Source organism: Streptomyces sp. NBC_01465 (assembly GCF_036227325.1).
In the GTDB taxonomy this organism is placed as follows: domain Bacteria; phylum Actinomycetota; class Actinomycetes; order Streptomycetales; family Streptomycetaceae; genus Streptomyces.
The window spans coordinates 8,838,387-8,853,924 of sequence record NZ_CP109467.1 but is presented as its reverse complement, the minus strand read 5'-3'; the positions used below and the strand labels follow the sequence as shown (position 1 = coordinate 8,853,924).

Sequence of the window (15,538 nt, the reverse complement as noted above, 5' to 3'; positions counted from 1 at the left end):
ACGTTGAGTTTCCGTTGGGGCGGGTTCCTTAGCGTCAGTGCTCCACGTGACGGCCCATCGGAGGAACCATGACCACGACCCAGTCGGCGGCGAGCCCCCTCGGGGACGCCACTCTTGCCGAGTTCACCGAGGGTCTGCGGGGTACCGCGATCGTGCCCGGCGACGCGGAGTACGACCAGGCCCGCAGCATCTGGAACGGGGCGCACGACCGGCATCCCGCGGTCATCGCCCGGTGCGCCGGGGTGGCCGATGTGATCCGCACCGTCGACTTCGCGCGCAGTGAGGGGCAGCCGCTCGCGGTACGCGGCGGGGGTCATTCCATCCCCGGGTTCTCCACCCTCGACGGTGGCATCCTGCTGGACCTCTCCCCGATGACGGGGATCCAGGTGCGTCCCGACCGCCGGACCGTGACCGCGCAGGCCGGATGCACGTGGAAGGACCTGGACGCGGAGACCCAGCAGTTCGGGCTCGCGGTGACCGGCGGTCTGGTGTCGTCGACGGGTATCGCCGGTTTCACCACCGGCGGCGGCATCGGCTGGCTCATGCGCAAGCACGGACTTGCCTGCGACAACCTCGTCGGAGCCGATGTCGTCACCGCCGACGGCCAGTTCGTGCACGCGAGCGCGCAGGAGAACGCGGAACTGTTCTGGGGGCTGCGCGGCGGCGGCGGCAACTTCGGAGTGGTGACGTCCTTCGAGTACCAGCTACATGAGACCGGCCCCACGGTCCTGTCCGGCCTGGTCTTCTACCCGGCCGAAGAGGCCCAGCGGGTGCTGGCCGGATACCGGGCGGCGTGCGCGGCGGCCCCTGACGAACTGACCACCCTGGTCAATCTGACGACCGCCCCGGCGGCGCCCTTCCTGCCCGCAGCGGTGCACGGCGCGCCCATCATCGGTGTCGGCGGCTGCTGGTCCGGCGATCCCGATGCCGGCGAAGCGGCCACCGCGCCCTTCCGTTCGCTGGGCACCGTCATCGCCGACGTGTTCGCGCCCCATCCGTACGCGGCATGGCAGCAGGCCCTGGACGCGCTCTACCCGCGGGGGATCCACAACTACTTCCGCTCGGCGTTCCTGCGCACCCTCGACGACGATGCCCTGCGCGTCCTGCGGGACTTCTCCGCCGCGCTACCCAACGCGCTGACCGAGATCCACCTGCAGCATCTCGGCGGCGCCGTGGGCAGGGTTCCCGCGTCGCAGACGGCGTACGCGTTCCGCGACCAGGAGTTCATCGTCAACGTCATCGCCCGGACCATGGACGCCGACGGTTTCGGCAAGGTCGTCGACTGGGCACGGCAGTTGACGGCCGCGCTCGGGCCGGACGTGAGCGCCTACGTGAACTTCACCGGCGACTCGGACCCGTCCCTGGTCCGGGCCTCCTACCCAGCCGACACCTACCAGCGGCTGGTCGGGCTGAAGAACCGCTACGACCCGGCCAACCTGTTCCGGCTGAACCAGAACATCGTCCCCTCGGAATGATTGGGGGCCGGCCCGCCGCTGCCGGAGAGGCGCGGACACTCGCGCGGATCACAGCGCGGAAAACACACCATCCACGATGAGAGGATCCCTGTGAAAATCTTACGTTTCGCCTCCGCGGCAGCCGCCTTGGCGACCGCGATCGTCGGCACCGGGCTGACCTACTGCGCCACGCCCGCGGCGGCCGATGTGCCCGCCTCCCAGCCCATCACTTACGTGACCCAGTCCTTCTGGAGCGCTTCGAGCAGCGTCCCCGTGTTCGGCTCCGCGCAGTGCCCCAGTGGCAGCCGAGTGGTGTCCTCCGGGGCGTCCGCCCCCGGGGGGCAGCTCGTCGGACTCGCCCCGGACATCAACTTCTTCGACCGGGCCACGGCCTCGGCCAGAGTCCACGGATACCTGAACGTCACCGTCGGCTGTGAACCGTTCGCCGCCATCTCCGAGGTCACCACCCGGGTGGTCGGATTTCCGCAGGGGACCGGATTCCGACGGGGCGTGGCGTACTGCCCGGCCGGCATGCGCGCCTTCGGCGGGGGCGGTTACATGAGGAAGTACAACGGCGGCCTCTCGACGGACACCTACAGGATGGTGTCCAACGCGGTCTCCGCCGACGGCACCGGCTGGACCTTCGCGGCCACGACGACCGCCGCCAAGGAATCACTCGTCATCACCACCCAGTGCGCGCCGTTGCGGAGTTCCTACGTGTCCCAGAACAGCACCCCGGCCCCGCCCAACATGAGGGTGAACGTCTACGGGCCGTGCAATCCGGGATACATCGCGCTGTCCGGCGGCGTGTACCTCTCCAAGCAGGACGGCAACGAGGGAAACGGTTCCATCGACTACTCCGTCCCCGCGAGCGGCAACCACTGGTACACCGACGGCGTCTCCACCGACAGCGCCGGCAGTGGTGACAAACTGGTCTCCCCCGTGCAGTGCATCCTGTAGCGAAAACGGCCCACGGACCCGCGAAGCCAGAACCATGGGGCCAGCGGTGCGCCTTGCGATCGTTCCTTCGGCCCGCCGGCCCGCCCGGCGGACCGAAGTGCGGTCTCCCGCGGTGAGGGCACAGACGGCGGCGACGAACCGGTGCGGCAGCCGGCGGGAGCGGCGCAGCGCCTGTGTCACGTCGGCAGCTATGCCTGCGTAGTTCCAGCCGGAGTCGTCCGCGACGGCCTCGACCTTGACGGTCCTGCTGGTGCTCCACTCCTGTCACCCCCTGAATCCCGCACGAGGAAGAACTTCACCTTGCTCGTCGTAGTCATCGGATCGGCCGTCCTTCCCGCTCACGTTCAAGCTTCAACTGCTTCCTGGTCGCCTCCCGGGCCATGTCCCGCAGGTGGATCGCCTCCGTGTGCGTGATCGGCGCGTCGTGGAGGTTGTGCGAGCCCCGCAGGAAGTTCTCCGTACAGTCGGCGATGGAGTACGCCAGCGCCTGCTTGACCATCGCGCTGGGCTAGAGCAATCGAACGACACAGGCACTCTCCGCGACGACTCCCCAAGATCTGTGCCAGAGCCCACTGAACAACGTCACAGCCAGCGGAAGGGGCCGCCCGACCCGACCGCACAACACAGGCGCCCGCACCTCAGCGGACCGGAACCTGCCCCGCATACACCGTCTGCCGCCCGAGCGCCGTCAACTGATGACATACAGCCCGCCCCACCCGCCGCGTACCGATCAGACCGGCCCGACGCAGCACCGCGGTCTGGTACGAAACCGAGGCCGGGCTGATGCCCAGCAACTCGGCCAGCTCCCCGGTAGACCTTCCCCGCCGCACCGCCCTGAGCACCGCAGCCCGGGTACGGCCCAGCAACTCCTCAAGCGGATCGCCGTCAGCAGCACCACCGAACCCCAACGCCCCCTGTACCGGATAGGTGAGGAACACAATCGAGGACTCGGCAAGCACCTGCGGCCCCCGCCACAGGAACACAGCGGGCACCAGGCAGAGCGTCCGCCCGCCCAACACGATCTCTCGCTTATCCCGATGCCCGATCTCCAGCACAGGCGCCCGCCACCGCACAGCCGGATGCAACGAGCCGAACAGCCCGGCCAGCCCGTCGCGCCCCAGCACCGCACCCCGATGGGCGAGATCCGCCTCGGCCAGCGCCCGCATCGGCTGCACGAAGGCGTCGAATCCGGTCCGATAGGCCGCGATCGCGTCGGCCAACTCACGGCGCGCGGCGAACTCCCCCGAGGCGACACGGTGGGCGAACGCGGTGCGCGCCGCGTATCCGGCCTCCGCCAGATCGGCACGCCAGCGCTCCCGGGGTACGGACAGCAGATGATCGGTGAAGACCTCGGCGCTGTCGGTGCGTTTCACCATGAACATCGGAACGGGCCCGTAGGGGTCGAAGACCTCGAACAGCGGCTTGGCACGGGCAGGCACCAGCGGCCGCAACTGCCGCCGCCAGTCGCCGAACAGCGGCGCCACCGTGCGCTGCCGCAGGGCCAAGCTGCTGTAGAAGGCCTCGATGGCCAGGGTGACCCCGGCCGGGGACAGCTGCACCCGCGCCAGGTCAGCCATGTCGAAGACGATCCGCAGCACGAACCGTATGCTCTCAGCTCGTTGACCGGGTGTCGTCGTTTCGAGCCAGATTGAAAGGATTGCCGCAAGGCGAACGCGGTCCTCAGTCTGACCGAATGAGGATTGGTCATCGCACAGCCGCCACCGCGGCCGCCCTACTCCTGACAGCCATCAGCCTGCTCACCGCCCCCGGAGCCGCCGCCGACGACCCGGCCCAGCCGCAGCGCCTCACCGGCACCGTCGCCGGCGTACCGTTCGCGGTCCGGCTCCCACCGAACTGGAACGGCGAACTACTCCTGTGGAGCCACGCCTTCACCACCCCCGGCGGCAGCCCACAACTCATCGACACGGACGCCGACCACCCCCAGCTCACCGACTGGCTCCTGGCCCACGGCTACGCACTGGCCGGAACGGACTTCCCGAGCTCTCCCTGGCCCACCCCGGCAATGGCGGACGCCCAGCTCGCCCTCGTCAACTGGTTCACTGCGAACGTGGGCAAGCCCCGCCAGGTCATCGCCTGGGGCAAGTCCCTCGGCGGCGCACTGACCGCGGTACTGGCCGAGCGGCACCCGGACCGCATCACGGCCGCTCTGCCGATGTGCGGCGACGTGGCGGGCGCGGTGGCGGCCGACAACGCCCTGCTGGACGTAGCCTTCGCCGCAAAGACCCTGCTGTTCGAGAACGATCCGGTGCAGCTGACCGGAATCGAGGACCCGGCCGCCAACCAGGACCGAGCCAACACCCTGCTACGCGCGGCCGCCCTCGGCACCCCCCAGCAGCAGGCCCGCCTGGCCCTGGCGAACGCCTTCGGCCCCATACCCGGCTGGGCCGACTCGCTCGACTCCCGCCCGGTGGACCCGGCCGAGCAGGTCATCCACCAGTACCTCTACGACCGCTACCAGATCGGCGCGTTCCTCTTCGGCTTCGGCCGCACCCAGCTGGAGACGGAACTGGGCGGCAACCCATCCTGGACCACCGGCGTTGACTACCGCGCCCAACTGGCCGGGTCGAGCGGCCGCGACGAGGTGACGGAGCTCTACCGCAGGGCAGGCCTCGACCTGGACGCCGATCTCGCCCGACTGAACGCCGCCCCGAGAATCAAGCCCGATACAAAAGCAGCCGCCCGCCTGGCACTGGAAGGCAACCTCACCGGCCTGATCACCCGCCCCACCCTCACCCTGCACTCGAGCGGCGACGGCACCGCCCCCGTGGAGGCCGAGCGCTGGTACGGCGACCGGATCGCGGCACTCCACCGCTCGGAGCGGCTGCGCCAGGTCTACGTCGAGCGGGCCAACCACTGCTTCTTCACGGCGGCCGAGGAGCTGACCGCCTTGCAGTCGCTGTTCGACCGACTGCGCACCGGCCACTGGCCGGACGTGAGTCCGACAGCCCTGAACACCCGCGCGGACGCCTACGGACCGGGCTTCCGGACCATGTGGAGCTACTACCAGGAAGGCACCCGCACGGTGGAGAACGCTTTCACCGACCTCCGCCCCGGACCGTTCCCGCGCCCTTTCCCCTACTGAAGACCTCGCAGCCCCGGCCCGCCCGCCACTGAGCCCAGGAGGGTGGGTCGGGACCGACCGGAGTCGTGTGGCGCGCACACGATGAGCCTGGGCCGGACCCTTTCGGAGCCGCAGTCGACGCCGAGCCGGCCCGCCGCGGGATGCCCCTGCTGGGACGATTGCCGCAGGCACCGTGCCGCAGTCCGCGCCGGACCGACCGTACTGGACCAACTTCCCGAGCAGCAGCGAGCATTCGTGATGCGGCAGGCCGCCCAGATCCGCGAGAACTTCGGCGCCGCACACGAGAACGCGGCGGTGTTCCGCGCCGCCTTGCGCGAGTGCGCGGAGTTCTAAGGGAGCAACGACCCCAGGGAGGACAGACAGCGCCAGCTCATACCGCCGCCCGCTGTCCTGCTGCGCCAGTGTGGCTTCAGCCCTGCCACGAACGGAGCAGGTCGGCGGCAGCGAACACATCGACCGCCTCGGACTTCAAGTCCTTGGTGAGTTCGACGAGTTCGCCGTACGGCACGTCCATGCCTTCGCCGCTGAGGTGCATGTAGGCGATGGTGATCGCGCAGGCGAAGCGCACGTTGTACGCGGGCAGCGGCTTGAGCAGGAGCAGGGTGTGCAGGAGGGCTGCGGTGCGCCAGGCCGGGTCGGAGTCGATGCCGAGGCGGGGCGGGTCGACGCGGTGGCGGGCGACGGCGGCGACCAGGGCGGAGAAGTCAGTGACAGTGGCGTCCTTGAGGACGGCTTCTTGTTGCTGGAGGAGCCAGCGGACGTCGATGTGTACGACGGACGGCATGGATCAGGCGGCCCGGCTCTTGTTCGTGGGCCGGGGCCCATCGTCGATGCCGGCCGCGGTGATGGCGTCGGCCAGCGCGGTGTCGTTGAAGACCCGCTCGAAGAGTTCCGCTCCGGCTTTCAGCGCCCGGTGCTGGGCGATGGCGTCCGCGGTCGAGGCCCTCACGAAGGCCTTCATCGTCATGCCGCGTTCCTTGGCGACCTCGCGGAGCTCCTGGAGCTCCTCGTCGGGAAAGTCCACATTGAGAGCCGACATGCCTCCACGGTACTCACGAGGTACCACGTCGTAAATCAGTGGACGTCAGCGCCTTGTAAGCCGGTACCCGCATGTGACTGCCAGGCCTGCTAGGCGCCTTGTCACGGGTGCCGCGCACCCACGCCGTCTGAAATGATCAAAGGGACCGTACGGGCCGGATGCAGGGGTGGGAACGTTGGCTGTTGTGGTGCTGCTGGGGATCTTGGCCCTTGTCATCGTCGGATGCGTGTGCGTGGTGTGGGCAGAGCGCGGCGGTCCCCGCCCGGTGCGAGTCGTCGCGGCCGTCACCCTCGCCGCAGGCCAGTTGGTCCGCGGAGCCCAGAAGAACCACCGCCGCAACGGGTCCTCCAGCAGCGGCGACGACGGTGGCGACTCCAGCAACTAACGAGCCTCGGCGGCTGCGCATCCCGATATCGGGCTGCTCGCTTGTTACCGGGCCGACTCCGCCTTGACCAGGCGCCCGTTGAGGACGACCTCCAGCCAGGTGTAGCAGTCGCCGATCCACAGCCCGTCCTCTGCCCCGCACCCTGCGCACGCCAGATTCGGCCCGTCATGCGCCGCGGGTCCGCAGCAGCCGCCCCAGCGGCTGAGGATCTTCGTGGTACCCACCAGGTCGCCGGGGCTCAACAGCAGGTCCACCTCGGGCCCTTGGCCTGCCCGGGAACGTCCGAAGCCCTTGGGCGGCGCGCCCCAGGCGACGCGCCCGGGCTCCGGATCGACGGCGAAGGTGCCAGCCGCCATCCTCGGCGGGCAGGGGTCGACCAGGGAGTCGAGCGGCGTCCAGGTCTCGGCGTCGGCCGGCGGGGCGACCTCGCGCACCGCAGCGGACAGCCGCCCGTGGCACACGGCGCAGGAGAAGAGGACTTCGTCGTCTGCGTTTTGCATGCCGGGCTCAGAACTCGGAGTGGAGGTTGAGGAAGGGCTTGCCGCCGAACTGCTTGTCCGAGCGTGCGGTGTGGGCGAAGGGAAGATTCGCCTTGCCGCCGGAGTGGAATTCGACGCCCACCCCGGGGTGCATCGCCGGCACCGGCCGACCGGAGTAGCCGCTGGCGCGCAGGAGTTCCTCGGAGCCGCCGTTGGTCAGGAGCGCGGCGAGGTACAACTCGGCACGGGCTGGGCTGATCTTGCCGTCCTCGTAGAGGTCGGGCAGCGGGATCTCGGCGGGCTTCTCGCCGGTGACGGGGATTTCCGTCTGGTCGAGTTTCTGGCCGGGGGCGGCCACGGTGGTGAGGGCGAGGCCCATGGGCCGCTCTACCGTGTTGCTCCACGGCTCCACTGCCTGGATGTCGGGGCCCTTCGCCAGGGCGGTGAGGCAGTACTGCTGGAACCGTTCAGATCGCACTATTTCGATCTCCTTTTCGATATCGGTCCATCGCACGGGCCGCACCGGGAGGACGAACGGATTCCGTCGTCCCGGCCGCCGCGCCGTGACGGCAGGCGGCTGGCACGTCAGTCAGAGATCGAGTACGGGGAGCAGGACCTGGAAACCCGGGGAACCCCTCATGGTCCGGGCCCACGCAAGACACCCCCAACAGGCGGCGCCCGTCCGTACGATGGCCGTACGGGCCGCAAGGCCGGTGCCTGGCCTCAGGGAGGCTGCCGTGACGTCAGAACCGCGCGTAGAGAACGGCCGGGTCGAGGACGAGCGGAAGCCGCGCCCGGACTACCCGCCGAAGACCCCGCCACCGCCGAAGAAGCCGCCGTCGCCGCCACCCCCCGAGCGCGAGATGGTGCGGTCGTACGGACCGCTCGGAGCGGGCACCCTGGCAGGTGCCCGCGGGCGGATGACGGTGACGATGGCCTCGAGACAAGGCGCGAACTGGATGCTGGACGCTTCACCCTGGGGCGCCCCGTACGCTTCGGGCAAGGCCGTACGTCTGGTCGTCGACCAGCTCACCTCCTGGGGCTACCGGCCGGACACGACGACGGTGACCGCGGTGGTGAATCTGTTGGTGCCCGCGGCGCTCGCCGACGGAGGCCGGCGCATCAGCGTCCACCTCGCCGACCAGGACCACCGCGCACTGATCCTGGTCCTCTCCCACCACGATCTACATCAGGGTGATGACGACGCCCTGCTGCACGAGTTGGCGGCGGCCGGCGTGGTGTCGTGCGGCATCGACACCGACCGCGACGGCGGTGGGCACCGCCGGTGGGCACTCATCGAGCTGTAGACCGCGGTGCTCAGGGCTTCGGCTTCAGCAGGCCACCCTGCTTGGTCGTGGTGATCTCCACGTTCGTGCAGCCCTCCGCTTCGAGCCGGGCCTTGCGATGGTCGGCACTGGCCTCGTCGTAGGTGACGCCTTCCCTGCTAACTAGGTGAGTTCAAGCCGTAGGAGGGAGGCCAGTCGAGTACGTGGCACGTGGTGTGGGTACCGGATTCCGACCGTTGGCCGCGCCTGCCAGCAGTTGGTGTCCTGGGGATCAAGGACCTCCATGCTTCGGTGGTCGCTATCGGCCTTCGGCCCGGCGATCCGGTTGCTGCCCTCCTGGCGCTGGGAGCCCTCGTGGCTGGCTCGTGGCCGGGGACATCGTAGAAGCGGAGGTGTCGTTGACCTCGAATCGGGGCCTTACGCCGCGTGGGTGACCACCGCGTGGCGCACCGGGGAGGTGGAGTCCACGTGACGGAAGGTCGTTTGTATGAAAACTGCACGCTACGTGATTGTGGGCGCACTGGGCGCCGTCCTGCTGACCGCCGCCGCCGGCACGGCCAGCGCCAAGCCGACCCCCGAGGAGCGGGAGAACGAGCGGCGCGCGGAGAAGGTGATTGCCTACTTCTGCGGTACCCCGCACCACGACGACCAGTTCTACCGCGAGTACCACAAGGCCGAGTCCATGACGACGTGGGTGTTCTCCGTGAACCCCGCCGACGTGGCGCGTGATCGGGTCTCCGGGCACCACAGCAAGCCCGAGGCGGCTTTGGGTGTGGAGAGTCCGGCACTGAGCGACGGCATGCGCGATCTGATGTGCAGGCAGCCGACCAAGGATGAGTTCCTCAACGCGATCGACCACTACATCGGCTCGAAGGACGACCTCAAGCTGCTGCCCAAGTACCAGAACAACGACGCGGCGCTCAAAGCGTTCCCCGGCGAAAAGCTGACCGCCTACGAAGTGGCTATCACGGCGGAGAAGGCCAGGTTCAAGAAGAACCCGGCCGCCGCACAAGCTTCCTGACCGTCTGCTCCCGATGCCCACGAGCGCGGCCCTCCCACGGTCGTGGGCACACGGCCCACACGCAAAGTCCCCTGCACCGGCAGCTGGTTGAAGAAGTCCTAACGGACCTCCTGCCAGAAGTCGGCCGTCACTGTCGCAGCGGCCGCGGCCTGCGTCACCGGCCGTCCCGGAGCTCTCCACAGGGCCCAAGCGCCCGCTGGCATCGCGGGGAGAGAGCCGTCTAGCCTCCGCTCTCCCTCCGCGGGAGGCGGTCCCTCAGGGCCTCGAAGGTGCCCACACCACACACAGTCATCGGCGGCATGCACCGGCGAATCAAGCCAGTACGCCCCTGCCAACTCCGCCATCACCGCGTCGTTCTTCCCAAAGCCGTCCACGTACCGCCAACGATGAGCTGCCCCGGGCGGGAACGGCACGATCAGCACGCAAACTGACTTTCGTTCATCCGCAGCACCCCAACTCTGTCCTGTTGACGAGCTCGCGATCTCAAACGCTCACTCACCGTCGCCTCTGAGGGTCTCTTTCCCGGACCTCCACCGGTAGGTGCTTCGCCCAGGTAGGCCCATCATGCTTGTCACCAGCTTGGGTCGCTGGTCTTGTATCAGTCCGTCGCGGTGGCGATCGCGTCGAGCTTGGCGACCGCGTCCGCGGGCAGCTCAAGTGATGCGGCGGCGAGGTTGTCGCGGAGGTGGGCGATCGAGGACGTGCCGGGGATGAGTGCCATCGTGGTGGACCGCTGGAGCAGCCACGCCAGGGCGACTTGCTGGTGGGACGCGCCCACCGTTGCCGCGACCTCGGTGAGGGTCTGGGACTGGAGCGGGGAGAATCCGCCGAGGGGGAAGTACGGGACGAAGGCGATGCCTTCGGCCGCGCAGCGGTCGACGAGCGCGTCGTCCGCGCGGTGGGCGAGGTTGTAGTAGTTCTGCACGCACACCACCGGCGCGATCCTCTGTGCTTCGGCAAGGGCGCGTTCCGAGACGGTGCTCAGGCCGAGGTGGCGGATCAGGCCCTGCTGCTGCAGCTCCGCCAGGGCGCCGAACTGCTCAGACAGCGGCCCGTCGCTGACCGCGTCGAGGGAGTCCGCAAGACATCGCAGGTTGACGAGATCCAGCGTCCCCAGGCCCAGCTGTTCCAGGTTCTCGTACACCTGCTGCTTGATGTCGGCAGGGTCCTGTGCGGGCCCCCAGTTCCCCTCGTCGTCGGCCCGGAAGCCGACCTTGGTCGCGATCTGCAGCCCCTCGCGGTAGGGGTGCAGCGCGGTTTTGATGAGGTGGTTCACCCCGCCGGCGCCGTAGAAGCCGGCCGTGTCGATGTGAGTGATACCGAGGGCGACCACCTCGTGGAGCACCTTGGCCGCTTCATCAAGGTTCTCCGGCGGGCCTGCGATCCCGTGCTGGCCGAACTGCATCGCGCCGTATCCCATGCGGGTGATGGTGAGGTCGCCGCCCAGGGTGAGCGTGCCGCCGGGAAGGGGGGTGGTCATGTTGATCTCCATCGATAGCGAAAGGTGCTCCGGCAATCGCCGGATGTTGCGAAGTCGGTCTGTTGTGAGGTCAGTTGGGGGCTTACCGGTCGGTAGCCACTCCACGTTATTGCCGAGCGCTCTTCCATCCGGTCACCAGAGCTTTGACGGCATCGGCGGCACGGGCGGCGATGTCGTCGGATGTGTGCTGCGCCGGCGGGAAGTACCCGGCTTCGAACAGCGCGGCGTAGCCGTTGACCGTGGCCAGGTACTGCTCGAACAGCACATCGCGGTCAGCCGGATCGGAACCGCTCGCTTCCTGGATGAGCTGCTGAAGGGACTCGCGCATCTCCCGGGAAACCGAAGCGAGTTGGCCCTCTCGTTCGAGGCGCAGGCTCGTGGTGAGGATGGCGTCGATCGCTCCTCTTCGGGTGATGGCCTCGCGGGCATGGGCCTTGGCGGCCGCGGCCATCCGCTCACAGGGGTCTGATCCCGCCGCACGTACGGCGTCGGTGATCTGCGCGACGGCTTCGATGGAGGCTTGCTCCGTGACCGCGGCCAGCAGCTCCTGTCGGTCGCGGAAGTGCCGGTAGGGGGCGCCGGAGCTCACCCCGAGCCGTTTGGCGACCTTGGCCACCGAGAAGTCGGCCTGCCCGGACTCGGCGAGGATCTCGAAGCTGGTCTCGATCAGCGCCGCGCGCAAGTCCCCGTGGTGATACGGGCGTTTGGCCTCGGGGTCCTGCGACGGGGGCTGCACGATGATCTCCTCAACTGGTGCTGGTGGGTTCTGCGATCCAGGGGCGGGGCACCGGTGGTGGCCCGAATCTCCACGGCGCCCTCGGCGCCAGGTCCAGACGACGCCCCCGGTCCAGCGACACCCGTCGCGGGTGCCGCTGGACCGGGGCCTCTGGTTATGCCTGGCTTTGGGGTTCGCCGTTGGCTTCTTCGGTCAGGTCGGCGCATGCGTCCCAGGACTTGACCTTCTCGGCGTAGGACGCATCCACCATGGGGCGTACCTCTGTGCCGAAGAAGATGCGGCTCGGCGGCTGCTCCGCGTCGACGATCTTCAGCATGACCGCTGCCGCGGCGGCGGGGTCGTGGCACTCCTGGGTCTGCACGACCTCTTCGGTCTCCTGCCGCAGATGGGCGTAAGGCGCCATGATCTCAGCGCGGCCGGCCGAGCTGAGGGGCGCTTCAGTCCCGTAGCGGCCGGGTTCGACGATGGTGACCTTGATGCCGAGGTCCGTGACCTCTTGGGCCAGGGCCCCGGCAAGCCCTTCCAGGGCGTGCTTGGCGGCGTTGTAGGCGCCCATGCCGGGGAACGACACCAGTCCGGCGACGGTCGAGATCATGACGATGTGGCCGCTGCCCTGCTCCCGCAGATACGGCAGCACGGCCTGGGTGACATGGAACGGCCCGAAGAGATTGAGCTCGAGCTGGGAGCGGAGGTCGGCCTCGGTGAATTCCTCTACGGCGCCGTAGACCGCGCCGCCCGCGTTGTTGAGGATCACATCGAGGCGCCCGAAGTGCGCGTGTGCCTGCTCGACGGCTGCGAAGACCGCCTTGCGGTCGGTGACGTCCACGGCCAGCGGCAGGATCGCGTCGCCGTACTGCTCGATCAGGTCCTTGAGGCTGTCGGTGTTGCGTGCGGTCGCGGCCACGCGGTCCCCGCGGGACAGTGCGGCGGTGACGTACTCGCGGCCCAGGCCCCGGGACGAACCGGTGACGAACCAGATCTTGCTCATGGCGGATCCCTTTTCTTGCACCAGGTGACGGGTGCGGACATCCCCCCTGACAGCGGATGTGAGTGCTAACTTACATCACCCGGTGCCGTACCGCGCGTCGGTGCGATCACCACCGCCGCACCGCGCAGAGGATGCAGGGTCACAGGGGTACGACTGGCGCCCGAACCCGCCCAGCCGCAGGGGTGGGCAACGGATGCCCACCCCTGCTCCCGGGGTGATCATGAAGCCGAGGAGGTGCACCTGCCGTGCTCGGACTGGAACTCGTCGTTGTCCTCGGCATCGCCGTACTGATCTGCGGCATGCTCTCGGAACGGCTGCCCGTCAGCCAGCCCGTCCTGCAGCTCGCCGCCGGCGTCCTACTGGGGCGGCAGGACCTGGTCGGCTTCCTGAACCGGGACCTGCTCGTCGAGCAGTGGCCCGTCCTTCGCACGCTGGTCAGCCGCCCGCTCCGGGACGCCTGGGAACGGACCTTCCCCGAGCTCGCACCGACAACTGCGGCTGCTGGATGAACCTGAGCGGCCTGCACCGCCGGCTGCTGGCCGACGTCATGGATATCGGCACCCCGTTCCCGCTCGTACTCACCGGCGGCTACGCGGTCCAGGCCCACGGCCTGGTCGACCGACTCTCCCAGGACCTGGACGTGGCCACCGAGAACCCGGCTCCCCTCGAGGACATCGTCCGCGTTGTCGCCGACGGGCTCACCAGCCGGGGCTGGGGCGTACAGCACCTCAAAGAGGCGTTCTGGGCGCCGCCCACCCCCACCGAATACGGACCCGTCCTTGCCCTGGACGACGTGATCGGCACCAAGGTGCGCGCCCTGTCGGAACGAGGGGTCGTCCGCGATCTCATTGATGTGCACGCCGCCTCCCGCCACCGCCGATCTCGAAACGCTCGGACGCCGTCACGCCCGCTTCGAGTTCAGCCTCCACGACCTCCGCGACCGCCTGGTGGGAGCGGAGTGGTGGGACGAGCAGGATTTCACCGCCTACGGCCTCACCGCTGAGCAAACCGATGACCTGCGGTCTTGGGCCCTGGCCTGGGCAACCGACCTCGACCAGCGCCTCGCGCAGGACGAGACCCCGGACGAAGACCGACCTGCCCTGTGAGCAACCGGCCCGCCTCGCACCGAGACGGCAGGCGTCCGGGACGTCGGTCAGAGATCGAGCACGGCGCGCAGCGCGGCATCCACGCGCGCCATGGCCGCGGCGTCGACGGGCCCGGCCAGCTTCGCGCCTTCGAAGCGTGCGGCCTTGAGCTGCTGGAGGTTCACCGCGACCGCGGTGCACGGGAGCGGGTCGCCGATCACCACCGACATGGCGGTGTCGGGGTAGCGGCCCGAGGGGTGCAGGACGATGGCGAGCACCGCACCGAACGCCTCCTCCAGCCCGTCGAGGGAGATGATCAGGACGTTGCGCTCGTCGGCGAGGGTCCAGATCTCGCCGCGCCTCACAGGCTGTCGCCCTCGCCCGCCAGGTCGTCGCCGGCGCCCAGGGCGGCGAGCTGGCGGGCGGCGTCGAGGGTGGCCTGGCGGCGTGCGGCCAGCACCACGTAGGCGTTGACGCTCATGCCAGAGGCCTTGGCCCCGGCGCGGATGGAGGGGTCTACCTCGTCGGGGATGCGCAGCGTCATCGTCACAGTCATGCCACCACAATAGACACCGCATGACGGTGGCGTAAGGCGGTGGCGGATTCTGGGCGTGCGCACTGCGCGTCAGGAGTTCCCTGAGCGGCTCCCCGCTCGGTCGGCGAAGCTCTGCAGGATTCCGGATCCAGGGGCCAGGGGCCAGGCCGAAGCTGTCTCCTTCCTCCCTGCGGAGACTGGTGTCCAGGGCTGTGTCAGTGCCGCATGCCACCCTGGGTGGTGCCCGGCGGTGCGTCCGTGAAGCCGATGCTGCCGCCGGGCTCCCCACCACTCCGCCCCGTGCCGTTCCTGGCCGCTTCGAGCAGGGCTGGTGGGGACCAGAGCAAGTTGTTCGCTTGGCCGGATCTCCGGACCGCCGACGGACTACCGTGCGGATACGCCGCGAATCGGACTGCGGCCGCACGAGGAGGCCCTGTGACTTCACCCTGCGACCCCCAGAACGCCCCCGTCGGCGACGTCGCGACCGCCATCATGATCATCGATTCCAGGATCGCGTCCGTCCACAACGACGCTCCGGGGCCTGATCCTGAACTCGGCGTTCTGAGCGACCAGTTCATCGCGTCAGTGAGCGCCGAGGAGGCCGATGACATCCTGGACGGCGCCTGCACGCTCATCTACGTGTTCATGAAGTGGCTGCGCGAGTGCTACGAAGACCACGACCAGGAGGTCATCGAGGCCGTCGTCCCCCACTTCGTTGCCACGATGCGCATGATGCCCAAGACCTTCCCGCCCGAGGTCATCCCGACCATGGCCGGCCTGGTCATCGCCGCCGGCAACGGCCTGGGCCCGGGCCTGTGGCGCGCGCAGTACGGGGACTGGACCGCCGCCGAGATGACGCCGCTGGAGGCCACCGCGTTCCTCCTCGCGGAGCACATCAACCGGATCGCAGGCGACGACCACACCTTCGCCACCCGCATGGTCACCGACGCCCTGACCTCCATCGAAGAAGCCTGAACCGCCCGTACG

Annotated in this window: 20 protein-coding genes and 1 pseudogene; 10 read left to right on the top strand and 11 right to left on the bottom strand. The window is 69.0% G+C overall.

The genetic code is table 11. From position 1 onward, the window contains the following. The first annotated feature begins 68 nt into the window (after window positions 1-68). Together OG707_RS41085 and OG707_RS41080 are read left to right on the top strand one after the other, a co-directional pair. On the top strand, window positions 69-1,475 hold the full coding sequence (locus tag OG707_RS41085; protein WP_329127238.1) for an FAD-binding oxidoreductase: 1,407 nt from the start codon (window positions 69-71) through the stop codon (window positions 1,473-1,475). 90 nt (window positions 1,476-1,565) lie between these two features. Next, the gene (locus tag OG707_RS41080; RefSeq protein WP_329127237.1) at window positions 1,566-2,414 is read left to right on the top strand and encodes a hypothetical protein; all 849 of its coding nucleotides are present in this window, start codon (window positions 1,566-1,568) and stop codon (window positions 2,412-2,414) included. A gap of 313 nt (window positions 2,415-2,727) precedes the next feature. Here the strand turns inward: OG707_RS41080 and OG707_RS41075 are convergent, their stop codons facing one another. Then, window positions 2,728-2,913, bottom strand: a complete 186-nt coding sequence (locus OG707_RS41075) for a hypothetical protein (RefSeq protein WP_329127235.1) — start codon at window positions 2,911-2,913, stop codon at window positions 2,728-2,730. 139 nt (window positions 2,914-3,052) lie between these two features. Continuing rightward, window positions 3,053-4,012, bottom strand: a complete 960-nt coding sequence (locus OG707_RS41070; protein ID WP_329127233.1) for an ArsR/SmtB family transcription factor — start codon at window positions 4,010-4,012, stop codon at window positions 3,053-3,055. A 95-nt stretch (window positions 4,013-4,107) separates the two neighbouring features. Here OG707_RS41070 and OG707_RS41065 point away from each other — a divergent pair, with 95 nt between their 5' ends. Both OG707_RS41065 and OG707_RS41060 read left to right on the top strand, forming a co-directional pair. Then, window positions 4,108-5,517 carry an alpha/beta hydrolase family protein gene (locus OG707_RS41065; RefSeq protein WP_329127232.1) on the top strand — a complete coding sequence of 470 codons (1,410 nt, stop codon included), beginning with the start codon at window positions 4,108-4,110 and terminating at the stop codon, window positions 5,515-5,517. 81 nt (window positions 5,518-5,598) lie between these two features. Beyond that, window positions 5,599-5,850 (top strand): hypothetical protein, encoded by a 252-nt coding sequence (locus OG707_RS41060; protein WP_329127230.1) that lies wholly within the window; start codon window positions 5,599-5,601, stop codon window positions 5,848-5,850. Window positions 5,851-5,926: 76 nt separating this feature from the next. Here OG707_RS41060 and OG707_RS41055 read toward each other — a convergent pair whose 3' ends face one another. After that, a complete protein-coding gene (locus OG707_RS41055) occupies window positions 5,927-6,301 on the bottom strand; it encodes a toxin Doc (RefSeq protein WP_329127227.1) in 375 nt (124 codons plus the stop codon). Window positions 6,302-6,304: 3 nt separating this feature from the next. Then, on the bottom strand, window positions 6,305-6,556 hold the full coding sequence (locus tag OG707_RS41050) for a hypothetical protein (RefSeq protein WP_329127225.1): 252 nt from the start codon (window positions 6,554-6,556) through the stop codon (window positions 6,305-6,307). A 166-nt stretch (window positions 6,557-6,722) separates the two neighbouring features. Here OG707_RS41050 and OG707_RS41045 point away from each other — a divergent pair, with 166 nt between their 5' ends. After that, window positions 6,723-6,941 carry a hypothetical protein gene (locus OG707_RS41045; protein ID WP_443071458.1) on the top strand — a complete coding sequence of 73 codons (219 nt, stop codon included), beginning with the start codon at window positions 6,723-6,725 and terminating at the stop codon, window positions 6,939-6,941. 44 nt (window positions 6,942-6,985) lie between these two features. On the opposite strand, the gene OG707_RS41040 is transcribed toward OG707_RS41045, so the two are convergent. Then, the gene (locus OG707_RS41040; protein ID WP_329127223.1) at window positions 6,986-7,441 is read right to left on the bottom strand and encodes a hypothetical protein; all 456 of its coding nucleotides are present in this window, start codon (window positions 7,439-7,441) and stop codon (window positions 6,986-6,988) included. Between the two features lie 7 nt (window positions 7,442-7,448). Further along, window positions 7,449-7,898: a hypothetical protein gene (locus OG707_RS41035; RefSeq protein WP_329127222.1), complete on the bottom strand. Its 450-nt coding sequence runs from the start codon at window positions 7,896-7,898 to the stop codon at window positions 7,449-7,451. A 259-nt stretch (window positions 7,899-8,157) separates the two neighbouring features. Here OG707_RS41035 and OG707_RS41030 point away from each other — a divergent pair, with 259 nt between their 5' ends. Together OG707_RS41030 and OG707_RS41025 are read left to right on the top strand one after the other, a co-directional pair. Beyond that, the gene (locus tag OG707_RS41030; protein WP_329127220.1) at window positions 8,158-8,727 is read left to right on the top strand and encodes a hypothetical protein; all 570 of its coding nucleotides are present in this window, start codon (window positions 8,158-8,160) and stop codon (window positions 8,725-8,727) included. A 466-nt stretch (window positions 8,728-9,193) separates the two neighbouring features. After that, window positions 9,194-9,727 (top strand): hypothetical protein, encoded by a 534-nt coding sequence (locus tag OG707_RS41025; RefSeq protein WP_329127218.1) that lies wholly within the window; start codon window positions 9,194-9,196, stop codon window positions 9,725-9,727. Between the two features lie 598 nt (window positions 9,728-10,325). On the opposite strand, the gene OG707_RS41020 is transcribed toward OG707_RS41025, so the two are convergent. From OG707_RS41020 to OG707_RS41010, 3 genes are all read right to left on the bottom strand, one after another. Next, complete coding sequence (locus tag OG707_RS41020; protein WP_329127217.1) at window positions 10,326-11,207, bottom strand: oxidoreductase; 882 nt, start codon at window positions 11,205-11,207, stop codon at window positions 10,326-10,328. Between the two features lie 106 nt (window positions 11,208-11,313). Further along, complete coding sequence (locus OG707_RS41015; RefSeq protein WP_329127215.1) at window positions 11,314-11,943, bottom strand: TetR/AcrR family transcriptional regulator; 630 nt, start codon at window positions 11,941-11,943, stop codon at window positions 11,314-11,316. Window positions 11,944-12,097: 154 nt separating this feature from the next. After that, complete coding sequence (locus OG707_RS41010) at window positions 12,098-12,931, bottom strand: SDR family NAD(P)-dependent oxidoreductase (RefSeq protein ID WP_329127213.1); 834 nt, start codon at window positions 12,929-12,931, stop codon at window positions 12,098-12,100. 245 nt (window positions 12,932-13,176) lie between these two features. Here OG707_RS41010 and OG707_RS41005 point away from each other — a divergent pair, with 245 nt between their 5' ends. Both OG707_RS41005 and OG707_RS41000 read left to right on the top strand, forming a co-directional pair. After that, window positions 13,177-13,440, top strand: coding sequence for a hypothetical protein (locus OG707_RS41005; protein ID WP_329127211.1), 264 nt, complete (start codon window positions 13,177-13,179; stop codon window positions 13,438-13,440). After that, a pseudogene (locus OG707_RS41000) lies at window positions 13,437-14,037 on the top strand (nucleotidyl transferase AbiEii/AbiGii toxin family protein). Before OG707_RS41005 ends, OG707_RS41000 begins: the two are co-directional and overlap by 4 nt. A gap of 47 nt (window positions 14,038-14,084) precedes the next feature. Here the strand turns inward: OG707_RS41000 and OG707_RS40995 are convergent. Together OG707_RS40995 and OG707_RS40990 are read right to left on the bottom strand one after the other, a co-directional pair. After that, on the bottom strand, window positions 14,085-14,381 hold the full coding sequence (locus tag OG707_RS40995; RefSeq protein ID WP_329127210.1) for a hypothetical protein: 297 nt from the start codon (window positions 14,379-14,381) through the stop codon (window positions 14,085-14,087). After that, window positions 14,378-14,572 carry a toxin-antitoxin system HicB family antitoxin gene (locus OG707_RS40990; RefSeq protein WP_329127209.1) on the bottom strand — a complete coding sequence of 65 codons (195 nt, stop codon included), beginning with the start codon at window positions 14,570-14,572 and terminating at the stop codon, window positions 14,378-14,380. Before OG707_RS40990 ends, OG707_RS40995 begins: the two co-directional genes overlap by 4 nt. Before the next feature lie 414 nt (window positions 14,573-14,986). Here OG707_RS40990 and OG707_RS40985 point away from each other — a divergent pair, with 414 nt between their 5' ends. Next, window positions 14,987-15,526, top strand: a complete 540-nt coding sequence (locus OG707_RS40985) for a hypothetical protein (protein ID WP_329127208.1) — start codon at window positions 14,987-14,989, stop codon at window positions 15,524-15,526. The last annotated feature ends 12 nt before the right edge of the window (window positions 15,527-15,538 follow it).

What these genes read in the sequence shown, in the direction of transcription:
- OG707_RS41085 (WP_329127238.1), top strand. Translation starts at nt 69, where the DNA reads ATGACCACGACCCAGTCGGCGGCGAGCCCCCTCGGGGACGCCACTCTT.
- OG707_RS41075 (WP_329127235.1), bottom strand. Translation starts at nt 2,913, where the DNA reads ATGGTCAAGCAGGCGCTGGCGTACTCCATCGCCGACTGTACGGAGAAC.
- OG707_RS41065 (WP_329127232.1), top strand. Translation starts at nt 4,108, where the DNA reads ATGAGGATTGGTCATCGCACAGCCGCCACCGCGGCCGCCCTACTCCTG.
- OG707_RS41060 (WP_329127230.1), top strand. Translation starts at nt 5,599, where the DNA reads ATGAGCCTGGGCCGGACCCTTTCGGAGCCGCAGTCGACGCCGAGCCGG.
- OG707_RS41055 (WP_329127227.1), bottom strand. Translation starts at nt 6,301, where the DNA reads ATGCCGTCCGTCGTACACATCGACGTCCGCTGGCTCCTCCAGCAACAA.
- OG707_RS41050 (WP_329127225.1), bottom strand. Translation starts at nt 6,556, where the DNA reads ATGTCGGCTCTCAATGTGGACTTTCCCGACGAGGAGCTCCAGGAGCTC.
- OG707_RS41040 (WP_329127223.1), bottom strand. Translation starts at nt 7,441, where the DNA reads ATGCAAAACGCAGACGACGAAGTCCTCTTCTCCTGCGCCGTGTGCCAC.
- OG707_RS41025 (WP_329127218.1), top strand. Translation starts at nt 9,194, where the DNA reads ATGAAAACTGCACGCTACGTGATTGTGGGCGCACTGGGCGCCGTCCTG.
- OG707_RS41020 (WP_329127217.1), bottom strand. Translation starts at nt 11,207, where the DNA reads ATGACCACCCCCCTTCCCGGCGGCACGCTCACCCTGGGCGGCGACCTC.
- OG707_RS41010 (WP_329127213.1), bottom strand. Translation starts at nt 12,931, where the DNA reads ATGAGCAAGATCTGGTTCGTCACCGGTTCGTCCCGGGGCCTGGGCCGC.
- OG707_RS40990 (WP_329127209.1), bottom strand. Translation starts at nt 14,572, where the DNA reads ATGACTGTGACGATGACGCTGCGCATCCCCGACGAGGTAGACCCCTCC.